Below are 1651 nucleotides of genomic sequence, written 5' to 3' on the forward strand. Positions count from 1 at the left end.
CTTGCGGCCCTTGCCCTGGCCGCCCCGGACGTGCTGGCGTCCGCCTCCTATGTCGAAGCCGCCGAATTCGCCGCCCGGGCCGAGGAGCTCGCCCGGAGCGTGGAGTACCTTCAGCTCCTGGGCGCCGCGGCGGTGGACCGGACCCGCACCCAGGCCATCACCCACGCCACCGCAGCCAAGACACGCGCCAACCCGTCCCGGGACTGGGCCAACGGGTGGGACGCCCACAGTGTCGAAACCCTGAACACCGGCCCCAACGCCGTGAACGAGACCGACACCAACTGGCCCGGCCCACCCTCCCGTCCAAGCCGCCCAGTGGTGACGTCCCCGGCCGATGACGGATGCCGGAACACCGCAGAGTTCCTCCGCCAGCGCCTGCACATCCCCATCCGCGAAGCCCGCCGCCGCCTCACCCTCGCCCACCACGTCCTCCCAGCCACCACCCTCACCGGCGAACCACTCCCACCAACCCGGCCCCACCTCGCCGCCGCCCTCACCCCCACCACCACCGACACCGACACCGACACCGACACCGACACTGGCACCGGCACCGTGATCACGTCCAAGACTGTGATCACGTCCGGGACCGGGCAGGGACCAGCCGTATCCTCGCACGCCGCGACCATCATCACCGCCACCCTGGACCGGCTCCAACACCACACCACCACCGAGACCCTGGACACGATCGAACACCACCTCACCAAAGCCGCCACCACCACCGACCCTGACTTCCTCACCCGCCTGGCCCAACGCTGGACCGACACCATCGACGCCGACGGCACCGAACCCACCGAAGAAGCCCTCGCCCACACCCAAGGCGCCTTCATCCGCAAACCCCGCCACGGCCTGCACCACCTCGAAATCTTCGCCACCACCGACCAATACGAACACCTCCTCACCGTCATGAACACCGCCACCAACCCCCGCACCCCAAGCACCGAAAGGGGTGCCGGGGACAGCCCACGGGCGCGCACCGCAACAGAACACAACACAACGGAGACCACCGCGCTACCCGACCTGGACCGCCGCACCCGCGCCCAAAAACAACTCGACGGCCTCATCACCGCCGCCAAAACCGCCCTCGCCACCAACACCCTGCCCACCACCGGCGGCAACCGACCCCAAATCATCGCCACCATCCACTACCAACACCTCTTCCCCGCCAGCGCCCCACCAAAAGCAACAGCAACAGCAACAGCAACGGCAGACCCTGACACGGGAAACAACACCGGGACCTTTGCCTTCACCGGACCCGTTCCCGCCGCCACGCTCCGCAAAATCGCCTGCGATGCCGACATCATCCCCGCACTCCTGGGCACCCACGGCGAAATCCTCGACCTCGGCCGCAAAACCCGCCTCTTCACCCCAGCCCAACGCACCGCCCTCACCGCCCGCGATCAAGGCTGCGCCTTCCCCAACTGCACCATCCCCGCCCCCTGGTGCGAAGCCCACCACATCACCTACTGGTCACACGGCGGACCAACCACCACCACCAACGGCGTCCTGCTCTGCAGCCACCACCACCACCTCATCCACAAAGAACAATGGACCATCACCACCACCAACAACACACCCACATTCATCCCCCCACCCCACATCGACCCCACCCAAACACCCCAACAAAACCACTACTTCAAACCACCCCCACCAC

General features: G+C 67.3%; 1 protein-coding gene. It reads left to right on the top strand.

Going from position 1 to position 1651, the window contains the following annotated elements; translation table 11 throughout:
* The coding region (locus tag ACTHQS_RS20985; protein ID WP_440172726.1) for a DUF222 domain-containing protein at positions 1-1651 on the top strand (1651 nt) is incomplete at both ends.

The organism is Arthrobacter sp. SAFR-044 (assembly GCF_051965175.1).
Lineage (GTDB): Bacteria > Actinomycetota > Actinomycetes > Actinomycetales > Micrococcaceae > Arthrobacter.